Genomic DNA, 18,078 nt, shown 5'->3' with positions numbered 1-18,078 from the left:
ATTTTTTTGGCAGTTTAAGCCGCTCGTTTCTAAAATTAAGCAGTTATCGTGCCAAACCTTTTCCTTGAAACTACGATTCATCATATTTCTTTATATCATTATTTTTATACTCACTATTCCAATAAGTAAAGGATAAAAATAATAAATTTCACAAACTAGAAATGTGACTGGTCTCACAAAGTGGAACCTATTTTATTTAAATATTTTGAAATAAATAGCCCTAAAGCCATTTATTTTTGCTTATAGGTTTTAAATCTCTATTTATATAATTGATGACTATTTCAACAGATCTGGATCGAAGGTCTTTTTTAAAAATTGAATAAAAAAACGACATAATTGAAATTTACCTTTAATTGATAAATAACAAACATTTTTATGTAAGGTATTCATTTTTTTTACTAGTCCTAAACCATTTCCTGTGATATAAAAAATCAATAGGCATGAATTTTGCATTGCTTATTCACATAAGATGAAATGAAATAATACAGTGTGGGAATTATGGGTATGAAGTTATCGGTTGGATTAAAAGTTGCAAATTCGTTGTCGCTTACGCCACAACTGCAACAAGCCATTCGATTACTGCAATTATCGAGTTTGGAGCTTGAGCAAGAAATTCAAATTCAACTTGATAGTAATCCTTTGCTTGAAAAAGTTGAAGAAGAGACACATGAAAGCCCTGAAAATGTAAAACAAGAACAACAAGAATATGAGCTTTCAGATTCTTTAAATGCCAACCATTTACCCGATGAGCTGCCTGTAGATACAGATTGGGATGATGTCTATACCCATCAATCAACTGCAATGGAGCGCCCTGAGTTTGAGGATCGGGAAGACAATCGTCATTCAGAAGCATCATTAAAAGAACATATGTTGGGGCAAGTCAATTTATTGCATTTTTCTCCAGTGGATAAGTTAATTGCATATTGCATTGTCGATGCTTTAGATGAAAAAGGATTTTTGGCTGCCGATATTGAAGAAATTGTTAGCTCAGTACAGCATCTACTACAACAAATGGATTATGACATTGAGGTTGAAGAGGATGAGGTTTTGGTTGTTTTAAAACATATCCAACGCTTAGAACCGATTGGTATTGGTGCTCGTAGTCTTGCAGAATGTCTTTTTGTACAAATTGAGGCTTTAGCTACCACTACACTGTTTAGGAAAGAAGCGCTAATGTTGTTGAAACATTATGAGCTTTTGGTCAGTAATGACTTGAATAAACTGATTAAGCAAACGGGTTTAAATGCTGAGTTATTAAAGTCAGCAATTGATTTATTGAAAACCCTTAAACCTTATCCGGGTGCTGAATTTGAGCAAAAAGAATCAGATTATCAAATTCCTGATGTGGTGGTGTCTAAGAAAAATGACCATTGGTATGTTCAACTGAACCCAGATATTTTACCAAAACTTCGAATTAACTCATTTTATTCAGGCATGATTAAACGTGCTGATCAAAGTGACGATAACCAGTATTTACGCAATCAAATGCTTGAAGCGAAAAACTTTATTAAAAGTGTTGATGAGCGTCATAAAACTTTATTAAAAGTCGCAAGTTGCATTGTGCAACATCAACGTGAGTTTTTAGAAATCGGTGCTGAAGGAATGAAACCTTTGGTCTTGCGAGATGTTGCAGAAGAAGTTGAATTGCATGAGTCAACAGTTTCCCGTGTCACCACCAATAAGTTTTTACTGACACCTCGTGGTCTATTTGAGCTGAAATATTTCTTTTCTAGCCATGTTGGAACAACTTCTGGAGGAGAAGCATCGTCAACAGCCATTCGAGCAAAAATCAAAAAGCTTGTTGCAGATGAAAACCCACGTAAGCCGTTGTCAGACAATACAATTGCCAATTTATTAAAAGAAGAGGGGATAGATGTGGCACGACGGACAGTCGCAAAATATCGTGAATCGTTACATATTCCGTCTTCATCTGACCGAAAAGTGTTGATCTAAATTTTAAAGTGTGGCTATTCTAATTGTTCATTATGACGAAATAATGAATCGCTTTTTGTCTTTTGGAGTAACTTAAATGATTGCATGATATTGAGCACAGTTTTTCCTTGGTGAATGCTGTCATGAGATCGTTTGGGTTATGACTTTCATATTCCTATATAAGGAGAGGGATAAAGCTATGCAAATTACAATCCGTGGACATCACTTAAGTATTACACCAGCAATAGAAGAAAATATTCGAGATCGATTTGCCCAGATGACCAAGCATATTGATCAGGTCAATAGTATGCAGGTCAAGCTGAGTAAAGATCATCAATTGGATAAAAGATCAAAAAAAGGCAGTGCAAATCATATTGCTGAGGCAATTGTTCGTTTGCCAGGGATAGAGCTTTTCGCCCAAGCGAGCGCTGATGATATGTATAATGCGATTACAAAATTGACAGATAAATTAAAAAGGCAATTAGATAAGCATCGAAAAATGCAGTTGGATTATCAACCAATGGAAGTTTTAGCGACATAAAATTGATATTTTTAAAAGAGGTTGAAAAGACCTCTTTTTTTTATCTATATTTTTTGTACAAGTTAATGAATTATTTCGGTGAGTTATAGTAAAATATCCCGTTTTTACACTGTCAGTCCTATAAGAGGTCGATGCAATGAATAGTGAACAGCTCACTGAAATCTTAAAAGCAGCTTTTCCTGATGCTGAAGTTGCTGTCAGTGGACAAGCAGGTAAATTTGACCTCCGTATTGTCGACAATCAGTTTGAAGGGAAACGTCCTGTTCCTCGTCAACAAGCTGTTTACGCGCCACTTAATTCTTATATTGCCAGTGGTGAGGTACATGCGGTAACTATTCGTGCAATGACTAAAGAAGAATGGCGCAAAGCCAGTATGTTTGGAGCTTAAGCGTCAATGGATAAATTTGTCATTCAAGGTGGTGTAAAACTCGAAGGTGAAGTTCGTATTTCTGGTGCGAAAAATGCGGCTTTACCTTTATTGGCTGCAATGATTCTTGCAGATACACCAATTACATTAAAAAATGTTCCAGATCTAAAAGACGTTCGCACTTTAGTTAAGCTGATTGGTGGTTTAGGTATCACCATGAGTTATGAGGGCGAAACGGTTATCGCAGATACCTCTACATTGGATAATCAGTTCGCACCTTATGAACTGGTTAAAACCATGCGTGCATCTATTTTGGTGCTTGGCCCACTGTTGGCGCGCTATGGTAGTGCAAAAGTTTCACTTCCTGGTGGGTGTGCGATTGGTTCACGCCCTGTTGATCAGCATTTAAAAGCCCTAGAAGCTTTGGGTGCACAAATTGAGGTCGAAGCAGGTTATGTTCACGCCAAAGTGGATGGTCGTTTAAAAGGTGGTGAAGTCATCTTTGATATGGTGACTGTCGGTGGGACTGAAAATATTTTAACTGCAGCAGTATTGGCAGAGGGTATTACAACAATTCGTAATGCTGCGCGCGAACCTGAAATTACAGACCTTGCACTAATGCTTATTAAAATGGGTGCAAAAATTGAAGGTTTAGACACAGATACCTTAGTGGTCACTGGTGTTGAAAGTCTGCATGGCTGTGAATATTCAGTGGTTGCTGACCGTATTGAAACCGGTTCATATTTGGCGGCGGCAGCAATTACGGGCGGTAAGGTTAAAACCACACATACTGATCCAAATCTTCTTGAATCTGTTTTAGATAAATTTGAAGAAATGGGTGCAGAAGTCACACGCGGTGAAGATTGGATCGAATTGGATATGCTGGGGAAACGTCCGAAAGCTGTCAGCTTCCGTACCTTGCCACATCCAGAATTTCCAACAGATATGCAAGCACAGATCATGGCGGTAAATGCCATTGGGCGTGGTTTTGCAACAATTTCTGAAACGATTTTTGAAAATCGTTTTATGCATGTACCTGAATTAGCACGTATGGGCGCAAATATTCAGGTTGAAGGCAATGATGCTGTAGTTACAGGTGTGGAAAAATTATCTGCTGCACCTGTTATGGCAACTGATCTACGTGCTTCGTTTTCTTTAGTTTTGGCTGCTTTAGCTGCTGAAGGGGAAACCATCATCGATCGTATTTATCATATTGATCGTGGTTATGAAGATATCGAAGCAAAGTTACAAGGTCTAGGTGCCCAAATTAAGCGAGTGAGCGAGTAAGTTAATGAGCGATATGAGAAACGATGATCCAAACTTTGACGTAATGGGCAATTTTGATCATGGTTTAACTTTGGCATTGAGTAAAGGGCGTATTTTAAAAGAAACGTTGCCTTTACTTGAAACTGCTGGAATTAACTTATTGGAAGATCCTGATAAATCTCGTAAGTTAATTTTTCCAACCACACACAAATCCGTTCGTATTTTAATCTTGCGTGCTTCTGATGTGCCAACCTATGTTGAGAATGGCGCTGCGGATATTGGTGTAGCGGGTAAAGATGTGTTGATGGAACATGGCGCTCAAAATGTCTATGAACCATTGGATTTAAAGATTGCCAATTGTAAATTAATGACAGCTGGTAAAGTGGGCATGGTTCGTCCTAAAGGTCGTTTAAAAATTGCCACCAAGTATGTAAATTTAACTCGTCAATATTATGCAAGCTTAGGTGAGCAAGTTGATGTGATTAAACTTTACGGCTCAATGGAATTAGCCCCATTGGTTGGTTTGGGTGATTATATTGTCGATGTGGTGGATACGGGGAATACTTTGCGTGCCAATGGTCTAGAGCCTCTGGAAGAAATCTGTAAAGTCTCTTCACGTTTAATTGTCAATAAAGCCAGCTTTAAGCGTAAGCAAACTTTATTAAATCCAATTCTTACTCAGCTTGAAAAAGCAGTAGAAGAGCGTCAAAAGAGCAATTAATTCATTCATGTTTGTTCGATAAAGATGCCGTCTAATTTTAGGCGGTTTTTTTTTGCAATTTATGTTAAAAAATAACCATCCATGATTTAAAAAAAAGAGTTTATGAAAACACCTCAACAGCGCAAAGAACAATCTATTTTAAAACTTAAAAAGTATTCAATTCCTTATATTGACTGGTTACCTGTGATCGAAGCTGCTGAAGACGTGCAAGCGCGCAGTGCAGAACAGATTGCAAAACGCGCGATTGCTTGTTTGTGGGTGATTCAAGTCGCTTGTGATTTGAATAATGATCAATATGATGATGAAACACAGCTATTTGTATTTGATATTTTGAAGAAAATGCAGGTGCTAGATGCTTTAACCGAGAAAGAACAGGCAATTTTAAAGCGTGAGGCTTCAGCACAAGATATCATCAATATGGTGTGGAAATATGAAGCCTATTGGGTATTGTTATGGGCTTTGGGGATTGTGGATGAATTGAGTTATCCAGCAGATATCGTTGATTGTGATTTTGCCATTCAAGCCGTATCGTCATGCGATACCTTTGCAGAATTTATGACCAAAGTACAATTGCGGGATAGCGAAGAAATTTTAGATCAGGCTGATTTAATTTATCGTTATGATTGGGCATGTGTAAATGCGCGTTTAAAGCAACAGGATGCACCTGAAAATTTAAATTCATCTATTGTTGTGGAACGGCATGGTGCATTGAACTGGCTGATTCAGGCAGATAGTGATTGGGATCACCCAGATGTGAGCACCTAAATAAAAGTTTGCTGTGTCAAAAGTGATTTGCAATCAAACTTTCCTATTAAAGTAAGTTGAAATGTTGAGGTGATGTCGCCCACAAGATACTCAAAACAAGGTAAACTAAATCTTTCCTAAACAACCTTGTGGGTAAATTGATGCGACGTTTATCGACTCAAGAGCAGAACTTTAAACAAGTCTTTGCTGACTTGTTAGCTTTTGAAACAGTGAGTGATCCTGAGCTTTTAAAAACAGTAGACCAAATTATTGCAGATGTGCGTCAACATGGCGATGCACATGTACTTAAACTCACTCAACAGTTCGATCGACATCCAGCGCATCAATTTTCAGATTTAGAACTGACACAAGAACAACTTAAAGTTGCATTTGAAGGTTTAACCGTAGAAGTACGTGAAGCTTTGGAATTGGCGGCCAATCGGGTTCGTTCATTTCATCAGGCGCAAAAACAAGACGGTTGGTCTTATGTGGATGAATTAGGAAATACCCTTGGTCAAAAAGTCACCCCTTTAGACCGTGTTGGTATTTACGTTCCAGGTGGTTTAGCTTCTTATCCGTCCTCTGTGCTGATGAATGCTTTACCTGCGCATGTGGCTGGGGTAGCAGAAATTATTATGGTGGTACCTGCGCCAAATGGTGATTTAAATCCTTTGGTATTGGCAGCTGCTTATTTAGCAGGCGTAAGTCGTGTGTTTACAATTGGCGGTGCGCAAGCAGTTGCCGCACTTGCTTATGGAACAGAAACGATTCCAGCAGTGGATAAAATTACAGGACCGGGTAACCGTTTCGTTGCTGCGGCAAAACGTGCTGTTTTTGGTCAAGTCGGTATTGACATGATTGCAGGGCCTTCAGAAATTTTGGTTTATGCAGAAGGTCATAATGATCCTAAATGGTTGGCAATGGATGTTTTGTCACAAGCTGAACATGATACGGTTGCGCAAGCGATTTTTATTACGCCTGATGAACAGCTGTTAAATGATGTCGAGCAGGCCATTGAAGAACATTTGGCTGCACTACCCAAAGCTGAAATTGCACGAACTTCGATTGCAAATCGTGGTGCTTTGGTCTTGGTTAAAGATCGTCAAGAAGCCATTGATTTGATTAATCAAGTTGCGCCTGAGCATTTGGAATTGTGCTTAGATGACGCTGAGCAGATGTCAGAAAGTATTCGCCATGCAGGTGCAATCTTTATGGGGCGCTATACACCAGAAGCGATTGGTGATTATTGTGCGGGACCTAACCATGTCCTGCCTACTTCTGGTACAGCACGCTTTTCATCACCTTTGGGTGTTTATGATTTTCAAAAACGTTCAAGTTTGATTATGTGTTCTGAGCAAGGGGTAAAATCGCTTGCCAAGGCCGCAGATATTCTTGCACAACAAGAAAATTTAGATGCGCATGCCCGATCAGCAAGATATCGTTATCAGTAATTCACCAATGGCCCAGTATCCGTAAAAATCCTTCTCCCTTAGGGAGAGGGTGTGGATGAGGGTGTAAAAATTTAACTGACTTAGTTTGGGGATTCTATTGAAATACCCAAACCTTCTCCTAGAGTGAGAGCGCTTATATAAAGTAAGTCAAGTGAGAAAAAATACGAGATAAAAATGCCAAATATTAGCCCTGAGCAAATGCGTTTTTGGAGTCCTGAAGTACGTGAATTAGAACCGTATGTCCCAGGAGAGCAGCCTAAAATCCAAAACTTATTAAAACTGAATACCAATGAAAACCCATATCCACCATCGCCAAAAGTGGTTGCAGCGGTTCAGTCTGTACTTATAGATTCAGCAGATGTATTGCGACTTTATCCAGATCCAGATGCGTCGGCACTCAAACACGCGATTGCGAAACAACAACATGTAGATGTTGCAAATATCTTTGTTGGTAATGGGTCTGATGAGGTTTTAGCCCATATTTTTAAAGCATTTTTTGTTCAAGATAAGCCGATTCTATACCCAGATATTACCTATAGCTTTTATCCTGTTTATAGTCAGTTTTTTGGAATTTCAACCCAAACTAAAATCTTGCCGTTAAATGATGATTTTGAAATTGACGTGGCTGATTATAAACAGCCGAATGGTGGGATTATCATTACCAACCCTAATGCGCCAACCAGTATTGCATTGGGGCTGTCGGCAATTGAACAGGTCTTGCAAGCCAATCCTGATTCGGTGGTTGTGATTGATGAAGCATATGTGGATTTTGGTGCTGAGTCAGCTGTGAGTCTGGTTGAGAAATACGAAAACTTAGTGGTTTGCCAAACGACTTCAAAATCGCGTTCTTTAGCTGGTTTACGCGTTGGTTTTGCAATTGCACAACCACATTTGATTGCCGCATTGGAAGCTGTTAAAAATAGTTTTAACTCCTATCCAATTGATCGTTTTGCAATAGCTGCAGCTGTCGCATCATTTGAAGATCAAGAATACTTTGTAGCACAATGTCAAAAAGTCATTGTAAGTCGTGACAAACTGGTTGCAGATTTAGTGGCGCTTGGGTTTAAAGTATTACCATCTTCAGCTAACTTTATTTTTGCGTGCTTACCCTCAAAAGATGCTGGTGAATTGGCGAAAGCGTTGCGTGAACGTGGCATTATTGTTCGATACTTTAATAAACCACGTATTGATCAATTCTTACGTATCACTATTGGTACAGATGAACAAAATCAACGCCTTGTTGATACACTAAAACATGAGATTTTAGTCTAGGATTCATGTTGAGGTTGATGCCATGTATTGAGTAAGTCAAGCATGGCAGTAACTTTATCAAAACATTCCTGATATTCTGCATCACAATCTGAAGCGATAGTAACTCCACCGCCTGCCCACAACGACACTTCATCTTGATATTTTTGAATTGAACGAATCAAAATGTTCCAAGAACCAGTTCCATCAAAATTAAAATAGCCCAGTGAACCACAATAGGCGCCTCTTGGTGCACTTTCGAGTTCTTCAATAATTTGCATGGCTCGAATTTTGGGTGCACCAGTAATTGAACCGCCTGGCAATGCTGTAAATAAAACCTCAAATGGATTGATATCTGGTTTTAGAATAGCAGTCACCTCACTCACCATATGATGTACTTGGTTAAAGGATTCAATATTAAACAGTTTTGGGGTTTTTACTGAACCAGTTTCAGCATAGACACTGAGATCATTGCGTAATAAGTCCACAATCATGACATTCTCTGCCTGATCTTTTTTAGACTGAATCAAAGTATTTTTTGATTGTGCATCTAAAGTTGGGTCGTCATAACGCGGCATTGTCCCTTTTATGGGTTTAGTGGTAATTTTATGATCAGCTTCGAAATCAATAAATAACTCAGGTGAGCAACTCAGTAATTCAAAATCATTGATTTTTAAATAACCCGAATAGGGAGCATCCGTGAGTGTCCAAAACTTTTCGGCGGTATCTAAAAGTAAACCATGTGCTTTTGCAGTGAATTCCTGAGTTAAATTAATTTGATAGCAGTCACCCGCTTTAATATATTCTTGAACTTGTGTAAATGCATGATCATACTGTGGCTTTGTCCATGTCGCAGTACAGTTTGATAAAAGTTTAAAGCTTTGATTCTGTGTGGAAGGTATGGTTAATAAATCTTGTATAAAGTTGAAAAACTCTTCTGCGCAGGCTTCCATGCTATAAAAAAAGAATTGCTCGTTTTCTCGTTTGATAAATGTTTTATAAACACCCATGTAAAAATTGGGTTGAGATTTGATTTTAGCATCAATGTGTTGTTGACTGGCATAGTTGTAATCAATAAAACCCATATATCCACCCTGAAAACTATGCTGTTTTGGTGCAGATTGAGCGGTGAAGTTAAAGAGGTGATTTAAATGAGAATCGCTTTTATCTTTTTGATAATGGGTAAAATGATTTCTGGTATAGCAAGAAAGTTGTTGCTGGGTTGAGATACAGTATTGTTCAGGTGAAAAAGCAACAATATCTTCACCCGCATTTTTTAAATAGATACAACCGAATAATGAGTCAAGACAGTGTAATAAATCTGCAGTGCTATTTGATGAAAAATCTAATAACTTCCGTAACATAGGGAGGATTAACTCAAGTGCGAAAAGGGTTTATAACGCACTATTCTACCTGAAAATAGCACTTATAAAAGTGTTTACCGTTTATCGGTTTAATTGGGTTTTTGATAAACAGCAGTTGAACAAAAAGTAACATACCGTTAATTTAAAAGGGCAAAACGGACTACTCAAGGATTGGTGTTCTAAGTTGTAAAACAACTAAAAACAACAGGGAACTATGGAGAGTGGTTAAAAATGAAAAAAAATGCTCTTGGGAGAGTACAGATTATGAAATTATTTACTAAACTTGCTTTAGTTTCTGCAGTGGCTATGAGTTCAAACGCAATGGCGATGCAAGCAATGGATGATGCCGCGCTGAGTGCAACGACTGGTCAGGATGGTATCAGTATTGGTATTGATGCAGATAAAATTGAAATTGCAAAACTACATGTTTTTGATGGTGATGGTTTGGCAGTAAATGCAACGACAGGTGGTACAGGTAAAGCGGGTGCGATTACTTTAAATAACGTGGTTGTAACCAAAACAGGTACAGGTAACTTAGCTGATTTGGTCATTGATACTGACGGTGGTGCTACCGCTGGTAATACTGGTACGCCATTCTTAAACGTTGCTGCTGCAATTAATGCATTGAAAATTGAGTTAGGTAAAATTGAAGTAAATAATGTTACTGGAACAGCTGGTGCATATAAGCCTGATGCTGGATCTGCTGAGATTTTAAGTGGTTTGACAATCAATACTGGTGCTACGACAGCAAATATTCAGTTGGGTAATACACCTCAAGGTGCAATGATTAAACTGAATGGTTCGATGATTGGTGGTTTATCAATCAGTAACTTAGCCTTGAAAGATGCTTCTGGAGCAGGCGGTGGTTATATCGTACTGGGTGGTATTAAAGTGACTGACAGTGGTTCAGCTAATTTGGCTTTAGATGCTGATGTTGCTGTTACCACGAAAGGTTTGGCTGTAACTGCAATGAAAAGTACAACAGGTACAGATATTTATCTAACTAAAGTTGTATTGGGTGGTGGTACTGGCTTTGTACCAGGCACACCTGGAACTGCAGGTACAGGAACAGGTTCGGGCTCAATTGGTGATGTTGCGATTACAGGCATGAAATTCTATAACGGTGGTTCAGCAACAGCAAATGGTGTAAAACTGACGATTTCTGGTCACTAAGCCTAGAATTAAAATTTCAGAAAAGACGCATGCAAAGCATGCGTCTTTTTTTTACAAAAAAGCTGAGAAAAAGCGACAAAAGTTGAAAAAAAGACTGTTTTTTTTTTCAAAAACCGTTATCTTCATAATCACAGGGACGTAGAGTGTTCACTCTAAAAATAAAATCAGCACTTTAGGCAAAATACTGCCGATACTTGATAGTTAAAATTATGATAGAAATTACTTTAGGTTCGGCATTAATGTATTATTTTGCCAACCACGCCTTAGATGTGAAACCCAAGCCAAAGGATGCGATTTACTACACTGAGCTTGCGGATTCCAGAGACAAGTCATTTACACGCAATCATCGTGAAATGGTGCATGTTAAACCTGCTTTAGAAAATCAATTCCGTGGAATTGTACGTCAAGGATATGACTATAGTTGCGGTTCAGCTGCATTAACAACACTATTAAATGGCTATGTTGGGACAAATTTAACCGAACAACAAACCATGGAAGGCTTATTACGATTTGGAGAATACAACCGCATTATTGAACGGCGAAGTTTTTCGTTGCTGGATATGAAGCGCTTTGTTGCTGCAATTGGATATGAAAGCGGTGGCTATAGAGGCGAGTTCACAGACCTAATCAATCAAAATCAACCGGTGATTGTGCCAATTTCTTATGCGGGTTTTAAACATTTTGTTGTGTTTAAAGCTTATAAAGATGGTCGTGTTTATGTGGCAGATCCAGCCTTGGGGAATATTAGTTTTGATCAAGAGCGATTTAAGCAAATTTGGGAAAATAATACCTTATTTGTGATCAACGCGCCAAAAGATCAGCAACGTAACTTGTTGGCATTACAAGATGCCGATATGCGTCATGTAGATGATGCAACAATCAACCGTTATGCCTTAGTTGAAGCGCAATATTCAACAGATTATACCAATAAATTAGCAGATAAGGCTTCGACAATGCGTAAGGTGATTGACCAAGATACCAAGTCTGCGACATACAATCAGCCAATTACATCTTATATGCGACTCTATTATAAACGTAAGTAAAAGATGGATTAAAAATTAGATAACTGAATTGGATTTTTTGGAATAGGAATAATATGAATAATCAATGGATGAAGCGAACTTTACTTGCAGTGAGTATTCAGTTTGCAATTGGAAGTTTGTATGCAGCTGAAGCAGAGACAAGTGCTGATGTAGCAGCAGATCAGGCTACAAGTACAGATGAAGCCAGTTCTGCAAATATCAGTCAAACAGCTCCAGATGCGGCGGTACAAGCTACAGAAGAAGTAAAAATTAATAAAGATGAAACAAAATCTTTAACACCTAAACCTGGTACACAGGCTGCAGAAGCATTACAGAAGAAAGAAGGTGATGCTTCTCAAGAAACCAATTTACAAGAAGTCTTTACTTCAAATGAACGTCAATATTCTTTAATTAAAAAAGGTGAATTTTCAACTTTTTATGATTTAGATTATTCCTACTATCGTGATTCGCAATTAAATTTAGGAATCAACGAAGGCACAGCTTATCAACTTCGTGTTGATGAGGATGCCAGCCATACCATCAGCAATACATTTACTGCACAGTATGGGATACGTGATAATTTAACCTTTACCGCATCTATTCCATTTATTGCTAAATCAGATAGCTTAAAAGATGCCACGGCTGCGGGTCTAGGGGATATTAACTTTGGTGCACGTTGGGAACCTTTCCCGCTGAAAGCAGGTCGTTTACCGCTTATTTTATTTGGTAGCTTATCGACCAAAACCGGTGATAGCCCATATGAGATAAACCCTGAAAAAGATCTTTCCACAGGTAAAGGCTATTACTCTGTGGGTGTCGGTGCAAGTACTCGTAAATATATCGACCCTGTTGTACTGTTTGCATCGGTTTCTGCCAATTATGGATTTAAAGAAACGGGTTTAAATCAAGTGCGTGGTGGTGGTAATGCCAATGGACAAGGTGGCGATCAGACTTATCAACGCGTTTTAGAAGAGTTTGATCCAGGTATGACCGGTGGTTTCTCTTTTGGTTTTGCCTATTCGTTTAACTATGATGTTTCGATGACCATGTCATATCAACAATCATTTAATATGAATACTTCATTTAAATATAGGGCTCAAGAAGGACTTGCAGATTCCTATAAAGCAGCAGACCAATCCAGTGGGATGTTTTCTATTGCTTTAGGTGTACGTGTCAATCCAGATACGATTGTCAATGGTACCTTGGGGATTGGTTTAACAGAAGACTCACCAGATATTTCGCTTGGTCTATCTTTCCCGTTGGATATTTTAGGCTTCGGTAAGAAGAAAGCTCACTAAAGGGATGTAAAGTATGAAAAACATACGTTTGCGCCCAATAGTTACAGCGATTTTATTAACAGGGTGTTCAACTCAAGTATTTGCGGCGCTAGGACTCAACCTATCGGTAGATATACGCTCATTGACCATGGGGAATGCAGTAACTGCAGACCCGCCGGGAATTAGTGCGATTCATTTTAACCCCGCAGCATTAACTAAACTCAAAGGTTTACAAACTGACGTACAAGGGATTGTTGCAAACTTTGATATACAACGTGAATTTTCTGCGCCGCCTGGTTATAACGTATTTGGTTATTCTGATGATCCACTGATTTGTAATGATGCGCCAGACAATCCTTCGGGCCTTTGTACAGATTATAAAGATTCAGTGCGAGGGGATGTAGAATATGCAAGTTTATATATCCCTATTCTAAAAAAAGTTGTGGATTTAGGGCCTGGCTGGCCAGTGTTAGCACCAACGGGGGGAATTTCCTATAACCCACCTGGCTCAAAACTGACCTATGCAACTGCTGTATATGCGCCAATGGTGGCTGGTTTTGGCTCAGAAGACGGTAACCCTGGTAATTACATGGGGCAACAAGTTGCTATTGAACGTATAACCTATTTGTCGCCATCTATTGCATACCAAGTCAGTGATGAATTGTCGATCGGTGCTTCGATCGGGATGTCATACAACGCAATGGCATTAAAAACCGATCTAAGATTTCCAAATGAAATGATTGGTGTTCTACGACTGATTGATGAATCGGTTTGTGGACCTTTCCGAAATAATTCAAATGTAATTACTGACCTTCTACTATTTGGTATTTGTAATGCTGATGAGGGTATGAACCCATTCGGTCAATTCGGGAAGATGCAGGTCAGTCTTGAACAGAGTCTAAGTCCAAGCTATAACTTGGGTTTAATGTGGGAACCAACGGATAACTTTGGTTTCGGTATGGTCTATCAAAGCTCGGCAAAAATGCGTATGAAAGGTAAATATTTTATCGATAATGCCAACGCACCACGCGAGCTTATAAAAGGCCTCAACTCTTCAGCAACAGGTCAAATTCTTGCAGCGATTTTAGGGTTTCCAGGCTATATTCCACCAACCGAATCAGGTTTGATTTCAATGGATTTGGAATATCCTGCTCATTTCCAAGCTGGTATAAAATATAAGGTTTTACCAGATTTACAGGTAAACTTCGATGTAGGTTGGACTGACTTTAAAGCATGGGAAAAGTTTCAGTTTGAATTTGATCGACAAATTTCAGCATTAAAAATTGCCAAATTATTATCCAATCAAGTCACTGATACCTCATTGGCTTTTCCATTAGGCTTTCAATCACCGTGGAGTTGGGGAATTGGTATTGAGTATTCAGCAAATGATCGTCTAAAACTTCGTGCAGGTTATGAACCTCGTGCTAGTGCGATCCCAGATGATAAACGTAATACCATGGTGCCAATTAACAATGCGCAATTATTTGGTTTAGGTTTAGGTTATCGTTTTGATGAAGATAGTGATATAGATTTATCGATTGGTTTCTTACGTAGCCGAGATAATATCCCTGCAAACAGCAGTAGTTTAGCGAACAAGACAGGAGTAGATAACTTACTACTCAACCCATACGCTGGTTTAAATGTAAAAACCAATACAAAAGTTACAATTCTAGGGCTTAACTACAGAACGAGATGGTAATGCGTTTGAACGTTGATAAAAAAATAGTCGTAACTTCTTTGTGGTTAGCTTTAAGTTTTAGTCTAGCCACATCGGTTTCTTATGCTGCCAATTTTTATACAATTATTGGCCCAGATGGGCACCCGATGATTGTTCAGAAGCCTGAAGTAGCTCCAAAAGTAGTAGTAAAGCAAAAAGATAAACAGGTACAAGAAGTAAAACCAATACAGCAAACTCAACAAATACAAGAGACTCAAGTTGCCAAGCCTAATGTACAAGTGGTAGAAGCTCCAGCCATTGTTAAACAAAGTCAAAAAGAGATCGAGCCTAAAAATGTGCCATCAACGGTTACTACTGCTCAGCCTACACGTCAACCCGCTTTAATGGAGCATAAAGCTAAAACTCAAAGTCCTGTTGAGGTACCAGAACAATCTTTAGCACCAGCATCACAGAAAATAGTGCTTCAATTTGTTGTGGAAAAACCGCCACAGCAGTCCACTGATATTACTCAACAAACCAATAAGGTTGAGAAACTAGACAAAATAACGCCAGTAGACCAAACTGCGGTCAAGACCAATAAAGAAGAAGTTGTGCCGAAAAGCACTCAAACTATAGAAGATCAGCATTTCACGGTCATTGATGGTGAAAAATATGTCAATAATGAGTATTTAGAAGATCGTGAATTTAATTTAGAAGGTAAAAAAAGATTTTATATGACGCCAGAAATTGGCGCAGTGCATGGACGCTATGAAACCATTGAGCGACAAAAAGGTTTAAGTGCGAGTCTTTTGAACCGTATTCGTGGTAATTCAGAATCTGAAGAAAAAAAGCCTGTTGTTTTATCTTCAACTTATTTCCGCTTAGCTAAAGATGAGGTTGTTCAAAACTTAGAGCAGGCGTGCTTCTCTGGTAAGAAAATAGTCAAAGCAAAAGATTTATCAATCAAAAACCAAGAAGTTGGACTTTGGCCAGTTGCTCCCATTAAAGAGAATTTTGCTTATGAAGTGGTGAAATTAGATTCTCAAGTGCAAAATATTTTATTAACATCCTATGCATCATCTTCAAAGGTTCAAAGTTATTATTGGCCTTTGGTGGTATTTTTAGATGGACAAGGCTGTGTCCTTGAAGGCGTGAGCGGTTTTAAAAGTGAAGAGTCTCACGACAATAATTTACAATACGCAGCGATGGAAGGCGTTTTAAGAAAACCTGATCAAGCTGTATATCTATTTTTAACACCATTATCCTCAGCATTAGATGTGGAAAATAAGCAGTTAACAAATCATGGACAAATTAAGCTGAGTGTAATTCAGTAAGGATGAAAATATGAAAAAAAGATTATTCGCCCCTTTGGTTTTAACCAGTTTAGGTTTAGCGCTCGCAGGTTGTGGTGGTGAAAGCTCAACAGTCAATGAAGACCCGTATAAAGGTATCAAAACCTATTCAAATGGTTGTGATGCAGATTCTACAGAAAAATGTTTAGGTTTTTATGTTGACTATCCTGTGGATGGTCTAAATTTTGACTGTAGTACGGATACTAAAAATCACTATGTAACTAAACTCGAGGGTGGCTTAGCACTCGGTGGCTGTTTAATTGGTGATAAAGCGAAGTTCTTTATACAAGGCTCTCAATCGGAAAGAAAAATTATTTTAGGTGATGTTGATCTTGCAAAAATTCGTCCTTTAAAAGTGCGTGGTCAACCTGCTGCAATCGGTTTGATTGACATTGCAAGTGCCATGACTGGCAAACAACCGGCAAGTATGACCATGAGTGATGATACATTCAAGGTAATGGTTGGGCTGGTTCGCGTTTTCCAAGCAATAGGGTTAGAACAAGATGCTAACCAAGTTGGTGATGTACAACCAATTGAATTAACAGATAATATAAAAAACAATTTAAAAGCAGTTGATGCCGATATTGTTGTAAGTGATTTTATTAATGGTGGTTATGTTGCTAAACTAAAACCATGGGTCAATGTAGAGGCAGTTGATGAGGCTTCTGCGATAGCAACTGCACAACGCTTGGTTCAACAGTCATTGGTCAATATTTATTCGACAAACTTCCTTATTTTTAGTGGGGCGAATGTTGATATTCAGGGCTTTACAGGTAAAAGTGAGTTAAGTACCAAGAATGAATCTATTGCCAATATGTATGTCGTGACTGACCGTCAAGGTTATACCTCTGGCTATGCAATGCAATGGGTTGGCGTACCTCAAAAAGTAGAAGGCAGTACAATCGCCGACTCACTGTTAAAATTCTTATTGCTCAATCAAGTTGTTCCACAAAAACTCAATGTAAATGGCCAACCAGATTGGATCAATCCACTCACCCGTAAAATTACCTCCCCACTTGTGTTTAAAAAAGATCAAAGTTCAACGGATAAACTTGAAATTTATCAGGGTGCTTTGCTAAATAATACCAATGTTGCTGGTACTGAATATATGTATAAACGAGCAACAGGCGCAACCACGGCACCTACGGACACAACTGTATATGGGAAATGGCGCCAAACTTTAAATGGTGATCAGCTTTCTGGAGGGATTGATATCTATAAAACTAATCCTGCCAACTACTTAGATCGAAAAGTTTTCCTGACTAAAAATACAGTGAAAACAGGTGAAAAATATTATTTCCCACTGTATGCGAATATTACATTTACCTTTGACAACAAAGAAGTTAATCCAAATACGCAAACACTCGGTATTGTGATTGATGAAAATGGAGATGTTCGTACCAACTTAGGAAAAAATAATGCACTAAATTCAACTACATGTGCTGATGTAGATCCAAGTACTTATATTGATAAAGAAACAGGGGTACAACAATATCGTATTGGTACTACGGGTACAGCCTATATTAATGGCAATGTTGAAAAATCGATTACAATGCGTATGATTCTTGCAAACCCTGTATTTGGTAATCTTGATGGTGCATTAGCGGGTTTAAATGAAACATTAGTTATTACACCAACTAGTGGTGCATCTAACGATGAATTAGCCAAGGCTTCGGTTTCTTCTGGTGGTATACGTTTAAATCTTCAGCGACTAATTAATGAACAAAACACCACCAGTGGTGTAAATATTACCAGTTGGTCGGGGAACACGACATTGCCAGCGACTTGGGTGAATTTACATGCGGTTTATCAGTCAATTTATAACAATGTAGAAGCCAATAAAGAGAAAGTTACACCTGAGCAAAAAGAGCTAGCAAAGCGTTTATCAGGGACTTTAACTGTAAGCTTACCGCAGTGTTATACCATTAAAACCAAGTAATTTATCTTAATTAAAAAACCTCAA

General features: G+C 38.4%; 15 protein-coding genes. 14 read left to right on the top strand and 1 reads right to left on the bottom strand.

Annotation, left to right across the window (positions count from 1 at the left end; translation table 11 throughout):
• Positions 1–504: 504 nt before the first annotated feature.
• The 8 genes from AC07WY_RS17845 (at position 505) to hisC (ending at position 8,294) form a co-directional block, all read left to right on the top strand.
• Positions 505–1,953, top strand: coding sequence for an RNA polymerase factor sigma-54 (locus AC07WY_RS17845; protein WP_034613871.1), 1,449 nt, complete (start codon positions 505–507; stop codon positions 1,951–1,953).
• A 178-nt stretch (positions 1,954–2,131) separates the two neighbouring features.
• The gene (gene hpf / locus AC07WY_RS17840; RefSeq protein WP_034613825.1) at positions 2,132–2,473 is read left to right on the top strand and encodes a ribosome hibernation-promoting factor, HPF/YfiA family; all 342 of its coding nucleotides are present in this window, start codon (positions 2,132–2,134) and stop codon (positions 2,471–2,473) included.
• A 136-nt stretch (positions 2,474–2,609) separates the two neighbouring features.
• Entirely contained in the window at positions 2,610–2,861 is a 252-nt protein-coding gene (ibaG, locus tag AC07WY_RS17835) for a BolA family iron metabolism protein IbaG (protein WP_004723729.1), read from the top strand.
• A 6-nt stretch (positions 2,862–2,867) separates the two neighbouring features.
• On the top strand, positions 2,868–4,127 hold the full coding sequence (murA, locus tag AC07WY_RS17830; protein WP_494736860.1) for a UDP-N-acetylglucosamine 1-carboxyvinyltransferase: 1,260 nt from the start codon (positions 2,868–2,870) through the stop codon (positions 4,125–4,127).
• Positions 4,128–4,131: 4 nt separating this feature from the next.
• Positions 4,132–4,827, top strand: a complete 696-nt coding sequence (gene hisG / locus AC07WY_RS17825; protein ID WP_004723724.1) for an ATP phosphoribosyltransferase — start codon at positions 4,132–4,134, stop codon at positions 4,825–4,827.
• A gap of 102 nt (positions 4,828–4,929) precedes the next feature.
• Positions 4,930–5,592 (top strand): DUF4272 domain-containing protein, encoded by a 663-nt coding sequence (locus tag AC07WY_RS17820; protein ID WP_494736859.1) that lies wholly within the window; start codon positions 4,930–4,932, stop codon positions 5,590–5,592.
• A 128-nt stretch (positions 5,593–5,720) separates the two neighbouring features.
• Positions 5,721–7,022: a histidinol dehydrogenase gene (gene hisD / locus AC07WY_RS17815; protein ID WP_081401076.1), complete on the top strand. Its 1,302-nt coding sequence runs from the start codon at positions 5,721–5,723 to the stop codon at positions 7,020–7,022.
• Between the two features lie 174 nt (positions 7,023–7,196).
• Positions 7,197–8,294: a histidinol-phosphate transaminase gene (hisC, locus tag AC07WY_RS17810; protein WP_494736858.1), complete on the top strand. Its 1,098-nt coding sequence runs from the start codon at positions 7,197–7,199 to the stop codon at positions 8,292–8,294.
• Here hisC and AC07WY_RS17805 read toward each other — a convergent pair.
• Positions 8,291–9,634: an anthranilate synthase component I family protein gene (locus tag AC07WY_RS17805; protein WP_494736857.1), complete on the bottom strand. Its 1,344-nt coding sequence runs from the start codon at positions 9,632–9,634 to the stop codon at positions 8,291–8,293. The two genes, hisC and AC07WY_RS17805, sit on opposite strands and share 4 nt — an antisense overlap.
• A 264-nt stretch (positions 9,635–9,898) precedes the next feature.
• On the opposite strand from AC07WY_RS17805, the gene filA reads away from it, so the two are divergent.
• From filA to filF, 6 genes are all read left to right on the top strand, one after another.
• The gene (filA, locus tag AC07WY_RS17800; protein WP_262086831.1) at positions 9,899–10,807 is read left to right on the top strand and encodes a putative pilus system protein FilA; all 909 of its coding nucleotides are present in this window, start codon (positions 9,899–9,901) and stop codon (positions 10,805–10,807) included.
• Positions 10,808–11,016: 209 nt separating this feature from the next.
• Positions 11,017–11,850 carry a putative pilus system C39 family peptidase FilB gene (filB, locus tag AC07WY_RS17795; RefSeq protein WP_034613839.1) on the top strand — a complete coding sequence of 278 codons (834 nt, stop codon included), beginning with the start codon at positions 11,017–11,019 and terminating at the stop codon, positions 11,848–11,850.
• Positions 11,851–11,903: 53 nt separating this feature from the next.
• On the top strand, positions 11,904–13,127 hold the full coding sequence (filC, locus tag AC07WY_RS17790; RefSeq protein ID WP_262086829.1) for a putative pilus system protein FilC: 1,224 nt from the start codon (positions 11,904–11,906) through the stop codon (positions 13,125–13,127).
• A gap of 13 nt (positions 13,128–13,140) precedes the next feature.
• Entirely contained in the window at positions 13,141–14,805 is a 1,665-nt protein-coding gene (filD, locus tag AC07WY_RS17785) for a putative pilus system OmpP1/FadL family transporter FilD (RefSeq protein ID WP_494736856.1), read from the top strand.
• Entirely contained in the window at positions 14,805–16,097 is a 1,293-nt protein-coding gene (filE, locus tag AC07WY_RS17780) for a putative pilus assembly protein FilE (RefSeq protein ID WP_494736855.1), read from the top strand. The genes filD and filE overlap by 1 nt, the downstream gene beginning before the upstream one ends.
• A gap of 10 nt (positions 16,098–16,107) precedes the next feature.
• Positions 16,108–18,054, top strand: a complete 1,947-nt coding sequence (gene filF / locus AC07WY_RS17775) for a putative pilus system protein FilF (RefSeq protein ID WP_494736854.1) — start codon at positions 16,108–16,110, stop codon at positions 18,052–18,054.
• Positions 18,055–18,078: the final 24 nt, after the last annotated feature.

This window comes from Acinetobacter sp. GW821-FHT01C12, from assembly GCF_059422625.1.
This window is presented reverse-complemented; position numbering and strand designations above follow the sequence as displayed.

What these genes read in the sequence shown, in the direction of transcription:
- AC07WY_RS17845 (WP_034613871.1), top strand. Translation starts at nt 505, where the DNA reads ATGAAGTTATCGGTTGGATTAAAAGTTGCAAATTCGTTGTCGCTTACG.
- hpf (WP_034613825.1), top strand. Translation starts at nt 2,132, where the DNA reads ATGCAAATTACAATCCGTGGACATCACTTAAGTATTACACCAGCAATA.
- ibaG (WP_004723729.1), top strand. Translation starts at nt 2,610, where the DNA reads ATGAATAGTGAACAGCTCACTGAAATCTTAAAAGCAGCTTTTCCTGAT.
- murA (WP_494736860.1), top strand. Translation starts at nt 2,868, where the DNA reads ATGGATAAATTTGTCATTCAAGGTGGTGTAAAACTCGAAGGTGAAGTT.
- hisG (WP_004723724.1), top strand. Translation starts at nt 4,132, where the DNA reads ATGAGCGATATGAGAAACGATGATCCAAACTTTGACGTAATGGGCAAT.
- AC07WY_RS17820 (WP_494736859.1), top strand. Translation starts at nt 4,930, where the DNA reads ATGAAAACACCTCAACAGCGCAAAGAACAATCTATTTTAAAACTTAAA.
- hisC (WP_494736858.1), top strand. Translation starts at nt 7,197, where the DNA reads ATGCCAAATATTAGCCCTGAGCAAATGCGTTTTTGGAGTCCTGAAGTA.
- AC07WY_RS17805 (WP_494736857.1), bottom strand. Translation starts at nt 9,634, where the DNA reads ATGTTACGGAAGTTATTAGATTTTTCATCAAATAGCACTGCAGATTTA.
- filA (WP_262086831.1), top strand. Translation starts at nt 9,899, where the DNA reads ATGAAATTATTTACTAAACTTGCTTTAGTTTCTGCAGTGGCTATGAGT.
- filB (WP_034613839.1), top strand. Translation starts at nt 11,017, where the DNA reads ATGATAGAAATTACTTTAGGTTCGGCATTAATGTATTATTTTGCCAAC.
- filC (WP_262086829.1), top strand. Translation starts at nt 11,904, where the DNA reads ATGAATAATCAATGGATGAAGCGAACTTTACTTGCAGTGAGTATTCAG.
- filD (WP_494736856.1), top strand. Translation starts at nt 13,141, where the DNA reads ATGAAAAACATACGTTTGCGCCCAATAGTTACAGCGATTTTATTAACA.
- filE (WP_494736855.1), top strand. Translation starts at nt 14,805, where the DNA reads ATGCGTTTGAACGTTGATAAAAAAATAGTCGTAACTTCTTTGTGGTTA.
- filF (WP_494736854.1), top strand. Translation starts at nt 16,108, where the DNA reads ATGAAAAAAAGATTATTCGCCCCTTTGGTTTTAACCAGTTTAGGTTTA.